Raw genomic sequence first — 12,968 nt, 5'->3', positions numbered from 1 at the left:
GTTGCCTCCTGGCAAGCATTCTTATTGATAAGGCTTTCTTATGTTAATGTCAGCAATCATTGGGCACCGAGGTGCCAGGGGGTTGGCCCCTGAAAACACCCTGCAATCCATCGAGCTGGCCGCTGAACTGGGGGTTCGTTGGGTAGAACTGGATGTCATGCTGACACGTGACCAGGTTCCTATTTTGTTTCATGATGCCTGGTTGAACAAGTTGAGTAATGGCCGGGGCCAGATCGAAAAACTGGATTTTAATGCACTGGGCAAGATTCGTGTACTCTCGCCAAGAAAAGTGAAGGGTGGAACCAGTCAACCTTTGGCGACCCTGGCATCGGCCCTGGAGCGGATTCAACAGTTAGGGCTGGGGTTGAATCTGGAAATCAAACCCACCAGCCCGGACAAGGATTTATTGACGCTGCAATTGGCTGTTCGAGAGCTAAAAAACTTTCCAGGCCTACCGCTTTTGATCTCCAGCTTCAGCATGGATGTGCTCTATGAAGCCCAGCGCTTGCTGCCACAAATTCCTCGTGGTTGCCTCTGGGAAAAACTGCCTAAAAACTGGCTACAAAAAGCCAAAGACCTGGAAGCCGCTTCAGTCCACCTCAGCACCTCTTGGTTAAGGCGTAGTCAAATTGAAGAAGTGCGTGCTCAAGGTCGTGAAGTTTATATTTATACCGTTAACTCCAAAAGGCAGAGCGAAAAATACTTTGCCTGGGGCGCAACAGGAATTTTTACCGACTACCCCGAGCGCTTCCAGCCCTTTATCCAGGATCGCAGGCGGACCCCTTTTGGTGAACCTGTCTAATTAGTTGCTTTGATCAGCTTCAAGCAGTAGTGCTTTTAACGGCTCATGAATGGCGGGGGTGGTAATGACCCAGTCACGTGTATCCAAATAAAAGCTTAAAGCACTGCTATAGAGGTGGCTCAGTTGAGCGCCCGCTTCTTCAGCAATCAAAACTGCTGCTGCAAAGTCCCACAAGCTCAGGCTTTCATAATAGCCATCCAGAGAGCCATCAGCGACATGGCAAATATCCAAAGCGGCCGATCCACAACGGCGTAAATCCTGGCACTTGGGTAGAACTCTTTCCAACCGACGAATTAAGGGTGCCAATTGGGTTTTGTCATAGGGAAAGCCGGTTGCAATCAGGGCTGGCCTTAATTCTTGAAGGCCACTAACACTGATAGGTTGATTGTTTTTCATGGCTCCTTGGCCCCGTAAAGCAACAAAGGTTTCTTTCAGAAAAGGGCTGTGTACTACGCCGAGCTGGGGCACTCCATAGGCGTACAAGCCAATCGAAATAGCAACATGGGGTTGGCCGTGTGCAAAATTGACGGTGCCATCGATGGGGTCAAGAATCCATAAAGCCGCCGCCTGTTCAGCAGTCGCACTTTCGGTATTTCCTTCTTCACTGAGAATTTGATCATCAGGGAAGGCTGCCTTGAGGCGAGTCACCAGCCAGGTATCTATTTCCTCGTCAGTAGAGGTGACCAGCTCCTGGTGAGCCTTGTAATTACTTTTAAACCGCCCGCTATTTCTGGCTTGCATGAGCATTTGCCCTGCCTGGAGAGCAAGTTTTTCAGCAATTTTGAGACGATTTTGCAAATCTGTGACGGGAATCGTGGTTTTCAAGGTAGGCTCTCGGTTGACTTGATGATGGATAAGGGTAGCATTTCCTAAGTATCCATATGAAGGGTAAAGGGATGGACGGAAAGCTGACAACAACTTGGAGCTGGCTCTTGGGCTGCTCACTGATTCTTAGCGGGTTTTGGCTGAGTGGTTTTTACTTTTTAACCGGAGTGTCCTTGGCCTTGATTGGCTTTCTTTGGTGGCCACCGAGCCGACAGTTTCTGATTAAACGCTTAAAGCTTCCGCCCGTTTTCTTACTGCATGTTGCCTTAACTGTTTGTTTATTGGTGATTGCACTTTTTGCATTTATAGGTCGTTATACCGTTATCTTAGAAGAGCGTGCTTTAGAACAAGGCTATCCCAGCCTGGAAGCCTGGCAAGATGCCCAACGCCAGCAAAATAATTGAAAGACCAGAGCCCAAATACCAATGCTTATTGATAATAACCAAGAGCTCTACCCCCTCGAAGAGGAGGAACTAGAGCTGGGTATGGAATTGCCCTGGACGGTGTACACAGAAGCAGGGCAGCTGCTCATGCGCGAAGGCTCTCAGGTGGATAACCAGCGCAAACTGGATAATCTGTTAAGCAAAGGCTATCGGCACAGAGAAAAGAAAGCCTCGGATGCTTCCGGTGAAACAGCGCCTGATCCAACGGAGCCTCAGCCGGTTCTCTTTGATCAGGCGACCAACCCTTTTAGTGAGCTGGATGAGCTGGGCTATCAGTTAAAGCAGCTTTTTGAGTTGATTGAAGAAGACAAAGCCCGACCGGGCCAGGTTGAAAAACGTTGCTATGCCCTGGCAACCCAGGTTCAAGGGCTGATTGAACTCAATGCGGATGCCGTTCTGGGTGCGGTTCATATGAGCAGCGAGCATCCTTACATTATTCAACACCCTCTGCATGTCACCATCATTGCCGCTCTCGTTGCCAAAACGCTCAAGGTACCTCAACCCATTCAGCTTTCCATGTTGGCTGCTTCTTTAACACAGAACATTGGCATGAATGCTTACCAAATGCGTCTGCACGCCCAAAAAGAGCCCTTGAGTAAACAGCAACGCGCCCAGGTAGAAGAGCATCCTTTGGAAGGGGTGAAGCTGTTGAGTAAAGCCGGTGTAATGGATCGCCTTTGGCTGCAGATTGTTTACCAACATCATGAAAAAACGGATGGCAAGGGCTATCCGAAAGGACTCAAGGGCGTAAAAATCCGTCCGGAAGCCCGGATTCTGGCATTGGGCGATGTTTATGCTGCCTTGGTAACAGGTCGTCCTTACCGCCCTGGTTTAAGCGCTCAGCAAAGCTTGAGGTCGATTTTTTTGGCAAGGGGCAAACAGTTTGACCCCAAGTTGAGCCAGGTTTTTTTGAGTGAACTGGGCCTTTACCCACCGGGAGCCAGTGTCCGCCTGCGTAATGGCGAAGTGGCTATCGTCATTGAAAGAACCAAGGATACACGGGCGCCAAAAGTAACCAGCTTTATGGATAGTCATGGTCAGCTCTTTATGCGTATGCAGCAAAGAGATACCAGTGAATTTTCTTACAATGTGGTCGCTGGTGTTAACCCCCAAAGTCTACCTCGATTGAACCCAACATTGTTATGGGGTATCAAACTACGGCGTGTCAATTAACTGCTAGCCTGATTGAATGGAGAAACAAGCAATGCAAAACAAAAAGTGGCTGCCTCTGGGGGCTGCGCTTATCTTAACCTTGGGTTTGAGTTTGCCCATGCATGCGGGCAGCTTATCTGAAGATGTTGATTTGCGAATCGAAACCTTTGACGAAATTGACCGTCTTTTCAAAGCACTACGCTTTAAAGTGGTTAATATGCGAAGTGAAGATCATAAGGGTGCCATGGAGTATTCTGATCAACTGATTCGACATGCCTACCGTTTGCCGGGTCTCTTTGAAGAGCCCTCGCCAAGAGAGCAGTTTCCGCAAAGCCGGGCGCGTCCTCAGATCTGGGACAGAAAAGATCGCTATGACTTTTTGCTGAATCAATTCACCGATAACCTTGAAGAAATTCACGAATTGCTTGAACAAGAACGGCTGACTGATGCCGGACGTCTGATCGATCGCACTGCTCAGAGTTGCAGGCAGTGTCATAATACTTTTCGTTATCGTTAATAGAGTAGAAAATCCATCCATTGTTTAAAATAATGAGAGAGCTGAATGCCAAAATATGATTTTGAATTGCTGGTCATAGGTGCCGGCTCAGGCGGTGTCCGTGCTGCCCGTATGGCTGCGGGTAGAGGTGTTAAGGTTGGTATTATTGAAGACCGCTATTGGGGTGGAACCTGTGTTAATGTCGGCTGTGTTCCCAAAAAGCTTTACTCCTATGCCGCTCATTTTTCTGAAGATTTTGCAGATGCAGCTGGCTATGGTTGGCAATTGGAGAAGCCTGTTTTTAACTGGCCAACCTTGAGAGACAACCAGAAAAAAGAAATTCTTCGCCTTAATGGTGTTTATAACCGTCTGCTTGAAGGTAGTGGTGTGCAGCGTATTGAGGGTCGCGGCAAAATCCTTTCCAAACATGAAGTTCAAGTGGGTGAAGCAACCTACACGGCTGAGCGTCTCTTGATAGCAACAGGTTCCTGGCCTTATATCCCTGATTTTCCTGGTTCTGAACTTTGCCTGACTTCTAATGAAGTCTTTAATCTTCCCGAATTTCCCAAGCGCTTCCTGGTTTATGGAGGCGGCTATATTGCTGTGGAGTTTGCTTCTATTTTCAAAGGCCTTGGCGCTGAAACGGCTTTGGTCTACCGAGGCGACAAGGTGCTTCGTGGCTTTGATGAAGAAGTTCGCAGTTTTGTTCAGGAAGAAATGCAACAACATGGAATTAACTTCCTGGTTGGTCGTGAAATTTTACGGATAGATCGCCACCTCAATGCTTTGCAGGTTTCCCTCAATGATGGGCGAACACTGGAAGTGGATGCCGTACTTTGCGCGACAGGACGCCGGGGCAATGTCCAGGGGCTAGGCTTGGAAAAGGTAGGTATCCAGCCTAATGCGGCAGGGGAAATCCCAGTTGATGAAAGCTTTACTACCCAGGTTCCGAATATCTTTGCGCTGGGTGATGTCACCGGCGGTCCTCAACTGACACCAGTTGCTTTAGCAGAAGCCATGACCTTGGTTCATAATCTCTATAGCGGGGAAGAAAAGCGTAAGTTGGACTATTCTGATATAGCCACTGCCGTTTTCTGTCACCCCAATATAGGTACGGTTGGGCTGAGTGAAGAAGAAGCAAGGCAGAGGTTTGAAAAGGTGCGTATTTATACGACCAGCTTCAAACCTATGCGCAATACCTTGGCAGGCAATCCCAGCCGTTCTTTAATGAAGCTGGTTGTTGATGATCAAAGTGACCAGGTTGTTGGTTGCCATGTCGTTGGGCCCGATGCCGGTGAACTGATTCAAGGCATTGCAATTGCCGTTAAAGCCGGGCTGACCAAAGCAGATTTTGACGCCACTATAGGTATTCATCCTACTTCGGCTGAGGAGCTGGTTACCCTGCGCAGCATTACTCGCCATTAGGATTTTTTACCCCTTAACCATAATTTAAAGTTATCGTTAAGGCTGTTTTTGATAACCCTAAATTTGATTTTTGGTGCTTAGCTCAGTAAACTAAGCACCATCTTGGACAGAGACCGATAACTCAATGGATACAAATACGCCAATTATACGTAAGCCCGTCGTTGACGATGGCTACCCGATACATCAGCTCATCAAGAGCTGCCCCCCTCTGGATTTAAACTCTGCTTACCTTTATTTACTGCAAGCCACTCACTTTGCAGAAACCTGTGTGGTTGCTGAATTCAAGGGTAAGGTATGCGGTTTTCTTTCTGGCTATATCAAACCTGGTGCTCCTGACACCTTCTTTTTGTGGCAGGTTGCAGTGGGTGATGAACTGCGTGGACAGGGTATGGCGCGCCAACTGATGGATGCCGTACTTGCTGGTGATGCCTGTAAACAAGTGCGCTTTCTGGAAACCACTATTACTCCGGATAACCAGGCCTCTTGGGGGCTGTTTCGTGCTTTTGCACGTGACCGCAAAGCTGAGCTAAATAACCAGGTCATGTTTACCAGTGAGCAGCTGGGAGGCGACCATGAGCCAGAAATGCTGGTTCAAATAGGGCCTTTTACTCCAGCCGGTTAATTTTTTCTTGAGCTGACACTTAACATTTTTCAAAACGACAGGTGACTAACCATGAGCAACAACCAAGTGAATTCTGAATCACTGGAACGTCTTGAATCGGAAGTGCGTACCTATAGTCGCTCTTTTCCTACCGTATTCACCCGCGCCCGTGGTGCCAAGCTGTACGATGAAAATGATCGTGAATACATAGATTTTCTGGCGGGTGCAGGTACTCTCAACTACGGTCACAATAACCCAAAGTTGAAAAAAGTACTGGTTGATTATCTGACAGATGATGGCATCACCCATGGTCTGGATATGTGGACTTCCGCCAAGCGTGAATTCCTGGAAACCCTCGAAGAAGTTATTTTCAAACCACGGGGTTTGGACTACAAGGTTCAATTCTGTGGCCCCACAGGTACTAATGCGATAGAGGCTGCCTTGCGGATTGCCCGGAATGTGACTGGCCGCACTAATATCGTTTCTTTTACCAATGCTTTCCATGGTGTAACGCTGGGCGCTCTGGCAACCACGGCTAACAGTAAGTTCCGCCATGCTGCTGCGGTACCTACGCAGGGTGTATCTTTCATGCCCTACTGCGGCTATATGGAAGGGGATTCTTCCAGTCTTGAGTTTCTTGAGAAAACCTTGACGGACAGCTCCAGTGGTGTGGATTATCCTGCAGCTATCCTGCTGGAAACGGTTCAAGGTGAAGGTGGGATCAATGTTGCTTCCACAAAATGGCTGCAAGGCATTGAAGCTATTTGTAAGAAGCACGATATTCTACTGATTGTTGATGATATCCAGTCTGGCTGCGGTCGTACCGGTGCCTACTTCAGTTTTGAAGAAGCGGGCCTGAAACCTGATATCGTTACTACTTCTAAATCCCTGTCAGGCTATGGTCTGCCCTTTGCTGCTGTCTTTATGCGTCGTGACCTTGATCAGTGGAAGCCTGGCGAATATAACGGTACCTTCCGTGGTAATAATCTGGCTTTTGTTACTTCCACAGCAGCCATGCGCGAGTACTGGACAAATGACAGCCTGGCAAAAGATGTGCAGCGTAAGGGTAAAATTGTTGAGCATCGCTTTAAGCAGATGGCCCGCATGTGTCACGAAGCAGGCATTGAAGGTGCTGAAGAGCGTGGTCGTGGTTTAATGCGTGGCCTGGATGTGGTTGACGGTGATATGGCCGATCATATCGTTGCCGGCTGTTTTGAGCAGGGTCTGGTGATTGAAACCTGTGGCCATTCCGGACAGGTTGTCAAATGCCTGTGTTCACTGCTGATCACTGATGATGAATTGAATCAGGGCTTGGATATCGTTGAGAAAGTTCTAAAACAAGAGCTGGCCAAAAAAGCCTGAGGAGTTGTGCGATGATCGTACGTAATCTTGAAGAAGCCCGCAAAACCGACCGCTTTGTAGTGGCCGAAAATGGTAACTGGGACAGCACCCGCTTGGTGTTGGCCGACGATAATATGAACCACTCTTTTCATATTACGCGTATCTATGAAGGTACCGAGACGCCCATTCACTACAAGCATCACCTGGAAACAGTCTATTGCATTGAGGGTGAGGGTGAAGTGGAAACAGTTGCCGATGGTAAAATCTGGCCTATCAAGCCAGGTGATGTCTATGTACTGGACAAACATGATCAGCATCTGCTGCGTGCCAGCAAAACCATGACACTGGCTTGTGTTTTCTATCCGGCTATTACGGGTACGGAGAAGCATCGTGAAGATGGTTCTTATGCCCCCGCTGATGAAACCTAAGCTGAGTTGTTCAGTAAAAAGCCACTCCTTGGAGTGGCTTTTTTTATCTTTAGGGATGGGGTCTTAGTCATCCAGTTGGGTGTGGCCACCCTGGCTGTTAAACAACAAAATCTGATTCCTGCCAGTTCGCTTGGCCGAATACATGGCCTTATCAGCAGCATCAAGAAGGGAATCAGGGTCTGCAAAGATTTCCGCTGGGTTCTTGCCATGAGGTGCATGGATAGCGATACCCATGGATGCAGAAATATAGATATCTTCCTTGTTATGGCTGAGTAGTGGTGTTGAGGCCAAGTACTCTTGAAGGCGGCGTGCGAATTCAAGGGCTCCTTCCTGAGCATGACCAGGCATGAGTGCAACGAACTCTTCACCTCCATAACGACCGGCAAGGTTACCACTGCCAAGCTCCTGTTCAAGCGCTGCGGCAAAGGCTTTGAGCGCCGAATCACCCACCGCATGGCCGTGTTGATCATTCAGGATTTTAAAATAATCCAGGTCAATGAAGACTACCGCCAGACAAGAGCCGGTTTTAGCGGTAGCGTGAAAGTATTTATCAAGCTTCTGCTCGGTATATTGGCGATTATAGATTTGCGTGAGAGGATCGCGTTTCAGCTGTTCTTGCAGGCGAGCTGAGTTTTTTTTCAGCTGTTCAATTTCACTTTGCTGTTCAGCCAGTTTTTGCATCATGCGCAGATTGCGCTCTACTAACAGGTGTTTGGCATCCTGCAGAAGATTGAAGGTATCGATTTTATTAGGCGCTTGAATATCAAATAGACGGCTAATATTAGGTAGTTGATCCTGAAGCCTTAACAGTAAATGAGAAAAGCCCTGCTCATCCATCTTTAGGTAGTCCTGAGCTGCCTGGTACGCCAAGGTCATGGACATTTCCTTGTTACCGGATAACCAGGGGTCAGCAAGCAGTCCGGAAAGGGCGAGGACTCTGACATTCAGGTTATCTTCAGGAACCTCCTTGGGCAGTCGGTGGCTGTCTGCAATCATGTCTGTGTATTTATCAGGCAAGCCCCAGGTTTGTCCCAGCCAGGCGCCTATAGCTGCGTGGTTGGAGGTGTATTCTCTTTCTTCAAAAGAAGTTAGCTGTCGGTGGGAGCGGGCACTGTGAAAAATAACCCCATAGATGTCTGGATCCAGTTCATTCAGAGCCAGCATGCCGATATCCTGTAGAAGTGCCGCTAAATAAACACTTTCCACTTCAAAGCTGAGCCCGGTTAGTTTATAAATTTCACGAACAGCTAGCCCGCTAATCAGCGAACGTTTCCAGAAGTAATCCAGATCCATCCCATTTTTAGCACCCCTGTGCATGGCCAAGCCAAAACTCAGGGATAAAGAAAGAGCACCTTCAACCCCAATACGGTTAATTGCTTGTTGGAGCCCAGAAATGTCCTTGCCGCCATAGATAGCAGAATTAGCTGTTGCCAGAATCTTGGCGCTGATGGAAGGGTCTTGCGAGAGGAGTTCAGCGAGCTCTTTGCTGCCTGTATTAGGCAGGCGTGCCAGCTCGATCACCTCGACAACTACAGCGGGTAAGGAGGGTAGAGTTTTACACTGGTTAAGTTTGTCCTTCAGTGGTGCTGGGATCACCGCTTGAACTCCTGCAGAAATTGATAACCGGGTTTATTCTGGGCCTACACTATACCCCAGACAGGCTATCCTTTTATAGTTTTTGCAGCGCTTCAAGGTGTCGATGAACAGAGCGGGCGAGGGCATTTAAGTCATAACCACCTTCAAGGACTGAAACCAAGTGGCCCTCTGTATAGGTGTCGGCTAAATCCATCAGTAATTGGGTTACCCAGTAGTAGTCATCATCTTCTAGATTCAGCTCACCCATGGGGTCTTCACGGTGGGCATCAAAACCAGCAGAAATCAAAATCAGTTGTGGTCGGAAATTTTGTATAGCCGGCAGCCAGCTCTGTTCAATAGCTTTACGAAACCCCTTGCTAGCAGTATGCGCTTCAAGTGGGGTGTTGATGATATTTTCTCCCTGATGGTCAGCATAACGCCAAGGATAAAAAGGGTGTTGAAAGCTGGAGCAGACTAGAACACGGGGGTCATTGCGAAAGATATCGACTGTGCCATTGCCATGATGAACATCGAAATCAACGATAGCCACTCGCTCCAAACCATGGTGCTCTAAAGCATGTAAAGCACCCAGGGCAACATTGTTGTAAAAACAAAAGCCCATGCTTTCTACTCTTTCTGCATGGTGCCCTGGTGGGCGGACGGCACAAAAAACATTATCAGCTTGGTTTTTGAAAATTTGATCAACGCCACGAATGACGGCACCTGCCGCTAGTGAGGCTGCTTCCAGTGAACGGGGTGCCAACAGGGTTTCTTCTTCTAGAGGTGTAAAACCCTCGCTAGGTTGACTAAGCTGGAGTGAACGCACATGGGCTTTGGGATGGGCCCGATAGAGCTGTTCTTCAGTAACAGGGCGCGCCTTGTATTGAATCAATTGATTCATAAGCCCACTGAGTTTTAGTTGGTCGATAATGGCATTCAGGCGCAAAGGGTTCTCTGGGTGCCAGGGCCCCATATCATGCAACGAACAATCCTGATGAGTGATGAAAGATGTAATCATGTCAGAGCCACCCTTTGTTTTTATACAGTTTAAACTTGCGGCTGTTTAATGGATACTGGGCAAACGTCGTAATCTTTGCAAGTGTTTGTCGGTCTTTTGGTTTTTGCTAAGGAGAGGGTCATGAGTACGCGCTTTTTAAAGTATTTTTTTGAACCCAACACCCTGGCGGTCATCGGTGCTTCAGAAAAAAACTTCAGTTTAGGTGGGCAGGTGGTTGCCAATCTGAAGGATGCCGGTTTTCCAGGAAGAGTTTGGGTGGTTAATCCTAAAAAATATCAGCAGGTTCATGGTTGCGACGTTTATCGTTCCATTCAAAAATTACCTGAAATTCCCGATTTGGCCGTTGTTTGTACACCAGCTGCTGCTGCTCCGGGGGTGGTCGAAGAGCTGGGCCGTTTTGGGGTTAAAGCAGCCTTGGTGCTGACTTCCAATCAGGGTCACCGGCAGACCAATTATAAGCAAAAGCTTCTTGAAGCCGCTCAATCCTCAGCCATTCGGGTTATGGGACCGGAATGTATGGGGATTTTGGTACCTGGTCGTAAATTAAATGCCAGCTATGCCCCGCAAAATATTAAAGCTGGCAAGGTGGCCTATATTGGCCAATCCGGGATGCTGGGTAATGCCATTATCGATTGGGCCAATGGCCGAGGCATAGGCTTCTCACATTTGATCACTCTAGGTGATAGTGTCGATGTGCGTTTGGCCGATGTTATTGATTACATTAATCGCTTTTCAAATGCTCAGGCGATTTTACTGCATTTGGAGCATGTGCCTGATTCCAGACATTTTATGACGGCAGTTCGTGAAGCTTCCCGTAATAAACTGGTACTGGCCATTAAGTCAGGCCGTACACCCGAAGCCCAGGGTGATCCTTTGTTGATTACTCCAGGCATTCCTAATCGTGATCCGGTTTACAATGCGGCTTTTTCACGAGCCGGTGTGGTTCGTGTTGATAATAGTGAAGAGCTTTTTGATGCTTTGGAAACTCTGACCCGGATGCGCCCGGTGCGTGGAGATCGTCTAGCGATTGTCAGTAACGGTCTGGGTCCCAGTATGCTTGCTGTAGATAGGCTAATTCACCAGGGAGGGCGCTTAGCTGAACTGAGTGATGAAACCCGTCAGAAGCTACGAGAATGGTTGCCAAGTGATGATTACCGTATTAACCCATTAGATATTGGAGGAGGTGCAACTCCTCAGCAGTTTGTAGATGCTATTCAACTGGTTTCCGCTGATCCTGGAGTTGATGCTGTATTGGTAGTGCATGCACCCACCCGCCTGGCTCCAAGTGAAGCTACTGCTTTGGCAGTTATTGCAAACCGGAAAAACTATAAGCGTAATCTGCTGACCAGTTGGATGGGACTGGACCATGCATTTCCTGCCCGCCATGAGTTTAATCTGGCAGGTATTCCTACCTACCTGTCACCTGAAAAAGCCGTCCAGGCATTTATGCATCTGGTGAACTATCAGCGCAACCAAAGGCTGTTACAGGAAACGCCGCCAAGCCTGCCTTTTGAAACCTCTAAGCAAGCACGTCAGCGGGCCAGGAATCTAGTCGCTGAAATTTCAGCCAGTGGGCGGGATCACCTGAACCACCAGGAAACCAATGAGCTTTTGAAAGCCTATGGGATAGAGATGGCTGAAACCTACTATCCGCAAACACCCGATGAAGCTGCCTCTATGGCAGCCTCCCTGAGTGGCAGTAAGGCACTGAAAATCAACCATGCTAACAATTGCTACCCTTTTGTTTATCGTAAACATCCTCACAAGCTTTCAGCAGGCTTGTTACAGGATTTGGAAACACCTGAGGATGTGCGTCTAGGTGCAGAGCGTTTAGAAGCTAAGCGTGCTGAGAAATTTCCGAAAAGCCCTTTTTACTCTTATGTGTTGCAAGCTATGCAGCGTGGCAAGCATTCCATGCAGCTGAACCTGGGTTTTACCCGAGACGCTGTTTTTGGCCCGGTTATTTTGTTTGGTATTGGTGGCTATAAGGTCAATATTCTCTTTGATCGCCAAATTGCCTTGCCACCTTTGAACATGACTCTGGCCAGAGATCTGGTTGGTCGTACGCATGCAGGGCGTTTGATTATGGAGCACAGTAATCGTGCGGAAGAAGACCTGGATCGTATTTGTCAGTTGTTGGTTAAGCTTTCTCAGCTGTGTTCTGATTTACCCTTGATCAAGGGTTTGGAAATCAATCCGCTTCTGCTTAACCGCAATGAACTGCTGGCTATTGATGTACAGTGTGATCTTGGAGAGCCAGCCTACCATGCAATTATGCCTTATCCAGAAGACTTGCGGACCGAGGTTGCACTCAAAGATGGCCGAGTGATTGAAGTACGTCCAATTCGAGGCGAAGACTCGGTTGCACTACTGAGTTTTCATAGCCGTTTATCTGAAGAAAGTATCCGCTTCCGCTATTTCCATAACAAAGCAGATTTAACCAAGCGGGATTTATCACTCTTAACCCAGATCAATTATGACCGCCAAATGGCTTTTATTGCTGAAGAAACCCTTGAAGACGGTAGTAAAGAAATTTTAGGTGTATCCAGAATCTGGACAGATGCCGACAATATACGTACCGAGTTTTCGGTCATTATTCGAGATGATTTGCAGGGCTTGGGGCTGGGTTCACTGCTGATGAATAAACTCATCAGTTATAGCAAAAGTGTGGGAACGCTGGAAATGGTGGGTAAAATTATGGTTGAGAATCACCCCATGCGTGGATTGATGAAGCACCTGGGTTTTAAGTGTACTTATAATCTTGAAGAGCAGGTTATAGACGCTGTCTTACCACTGAATGAACCAACCAGTGATTGGCAGCGCCATAGGTTACAGAACCCTGTTTTTTAAGTTCCTGAAGGG

The 12,968-nt window shown here is 47.9% G+C and carries 12 protein-coding genes; 9 read left to right on the top strand and 3 right to left on the bottom strand.

The window, feature by feature from the left end; genetic code table 11:
- Nucleotides 1–46 precede the first annotated feature (46 nt).
- Nucleotides 47–802: a glycerophosphodiester phosphodiesterase family protein gene (locus BM185_RS03740; protein WP_177203462.1), complete on the top strand. Its 756-nt coding sequence runs from the start codon at nucleotides 47–49 to the stop codon at nucleotides 800–802.
- Here the strand turns inward: BM185_RS03740 and BM185_RS03735 are convergent, their stop codons facing one another.
- Nucleotides 803–1,627, bottom strand: coding sequence for an inositol monophosphatase family protein (locus BM185_RS03735; protein ID WP_245751669.1), 825 nt, complete (start codon nucleotides 1,625–1,627; stop codon nucleotides 803–805). It lies immediately after the preceding gene.
- A gap of 71 nt (nucleotides 1,628–1,698) precedes the next feature.
- On the opposite strand from BM185_RS03735, the gene BM185_RS03730 reads away from it, so the two are divergent.
- The 7 genes from BM185_RS03730 to BM185_RS03700 all read left to right on the top strand — a co-directional run bounded on the left by BM185_RS03730 (nucleotide 1,699) and on the right by BM185_RS03700 (nucleotide 7,513).
- Nucleotides 1,699–2,031, top strand: coding sequence for a hypothetical protein (locus BM185_RS03730; protein ID WP_091959426.1), 333 nt, complete (start codon nucleotides 1,699–1,701; stop codon nucleotides 2,029–2,031).
- Nucleotides 2,032–2,052: 21 nt separating this feature from the next.
- On the top strand, nucleotides 2,053–3,243 hold the full coding sequence (locus BM185_RS03725) for an HD-GYP domain-containing protein (protein ID WP_091959422.1): 1,191 nt from the start codon (nucleotides 2,053–2,055) through the stop codon (nucleotides 3,241–3,243).
- Between the two features lie 31 nt (nucleotides 3,244–3,274).
- The gene (locus BM185_RS03720) at nucleotides 3,275–3,739 is read left to right on the top strand and encodes a cytochrome c (protein WP_177203461.1); all 465 of its coding nucleotides are present in this window, start codon (nucleotides 3,275–3,277) and stop codon (nucleotides 3,737–3,739) included.
- Nucleotides 3,740–3,784: 45 nt separating this feature from the next.
- Nucleotides 3,785–5,143: a glutathione-disulfide reductase gene (gene gorA / locus BM185_RS03715; protein ID WP_091959416.1), complete on the top strand. Its 1,359-nt coding sequence runs from the start codon at nucleotides 3,785–3,787 to the stop codon at nucleotides 5,141–5,143.
- A 124-nt stretch (nucleotides 5,144–5,267) separates the two neighbouring features.
- Nucleotides 5,268–5,765, top strand: coding sequence for a diaminobutyrate acetyltransferase (gene ectA / locus BM185_RS03710; protein WP_091959413.1), 498 nt, complete (start codon nucleotides 5,268–5,270; stop codon nucleotides 5,763–5,765).
- A 66-nt stretch (nucleotides 5,766–5,831) separates the two neighbouring features.
- Nucleotides 5,832–7,106: a diaminobutyrate--2-oxoglutarate transaminase gene (gene ectB / locus BM185_RS03705; protein WP_091959917.1), complete on the top strand. Its 1,275-nt coding sequence runs from the start codon at nucleotides 5,832–5,834 to the stop codon at nucleotides 7,104–7,106.
- Nucleotides 7,107–7,117: 11 nt separating this feature from the next.
- Nucleotides 7,118–7,513: an ectoine synthase gene (locus tag BM185_RS03700; RefSeq protein ID WP_091959409.1), complete on the top strand. Its 396-nt coding sequence runs from the start codon at nucleotides 7,118–7,120 to the stop codon at nucleotides 7,511–7,513.
- Nucleotides 7,514–7,576: 63 nt separating this feature from the next.
- On the opposite strand, the gene BM185_RS03695 is transcribed toward BM185_RS03700, so the two are convergent.
- The gene (locus BM185_RS03695) at nucleotides 7,577–9,109 is read right to left on the bottom strand and encodes a sensor domain-containing diguanylate cyclase (RefSeq protein ID WP_091959406.1); all 1,533 of its coding nucleotides are present in this window, start codon (nucleotides 9,107–9,109) and stop codon (nucleotides 7,577–7,579) included.
- Nucleotides 9,110–9,182: 73 nt separating this feature from the next.
- Nucleotides 9,183–10,106: a histone deacetylase family protein gene (locus BM185_RS03690; RefSeq protein WP_091959403.1), complete on the bottom strand. Its 924-nt coding sequence runs from the start codon at nucleotides 10,104–10,106 to the stop codon at nucleotides 9,183–9,185.
- A gap of 120 nt (nucleotides 10,107–10,226) precedes the next feature.
- On the opposite strand from BM185_RS03690, the gene BM185_RS03685 reads away from it, so the two are divergent.
- Entirely contained in the window at nucleotides 10,227–12,956 is a 2,730-nt protein-coding gene (locus BM185_RS03685; protein ID WP_091959400.1) for a bifunctional acetate--CoA ligase family protein/GNAT family N-acetyltransferase, read from the top strand.
- Nucleotides 12,957–12,968 lie beyond the last annotated feature (12 nt).

This window comes from Marinospirillum celere (genome assembly GCF_900112235.1).
Lineage (GTDB): Bacteria > Pseudomonadota > Gammaproteobacteria > Pseudomonadales > Halomonadaceae > Marinospirillum > Marinospirillum celere.
This window is presented reverse-complemented; position numbering and strand designations above follow the sequence as displayed.